Origin of the sequence: Kosakonia sp. H7A (assembly GCF_003028445.1) — a bacterium.
Lineage (GTDB): Bacteria > Pseudomonadota > Gammaproteobacteria > Enterobacterales > Enterobacteriaceae > Kosakonia > Kosakonia radicincitans.
Genome location: NZ_PYTZ01000073.1, coordinates 1 through 519, shown reverse-complemented (window position 1 = coordinate 519; position 519 = coordinate 1). Strand labels below are relative to the sequence as shown.

Annotated in this window: 1 protein-coding gene; it reads right to left on the bottom strand. The window is 64.0% G+C overall.

Translation table 11 applies throughout. From position 1 onward, the window contains the following. Positions 1-268 precede the first annotated feature (268 nt). Positions 269-519 (bottom strand): class I SAM-dependent methyltransferase (locus CWM66_RS28235; protein WP_158262973.1); only part of this gene is annotated, 251 nt, incomplete at its 5' end.

The following is a 519-nucleotide window of genomic DNA, read 5'->3' as shown; positions in this document are numbered from 1 at the left end:
CAAACACCGTCCAGCGCTCATGCGGATCGAGCTCGGCCAACCCGACCAGCCACACGATCAGCAGCAGCAGTGGCACATGGATGCCGACGAAGGCGACGGCCAGCAGCTTGGCACTGAACGAACGCGGGAACAGCCGGGACAGGACGGATTGCAGGCGCATGCGGTGCTGGAGTGGGCAACTGGTCGCAGTTTCGCCCAAGCCCGGTGACGCCGCCCTGACGCCCGTCGCAAAAAGCAGCCGGGCCCCGCTTGGGCGCCCGGCGGCCGCTTAGATCTTGTAGCCGGAGTGGATCGCCACGATGCCGCCGGTCAGGTTCTTGTAGTGGCAGCGGGCAAAACCGGCCTCGGTCATCATCACCTTGAGCTCTTCCTGCGGCGGATGCTTGCGAATGCTTTCGGCCAGGTACTGGTAGCTGTCCGAATCGCGGGCAAACAGCTGGCCCAGCTTCGGCAGCACCTTGAACGAATGGAAGTCGTAGATCGGCTTGAACCAGTCGGCGGTGACCTCGGAGAACTCCA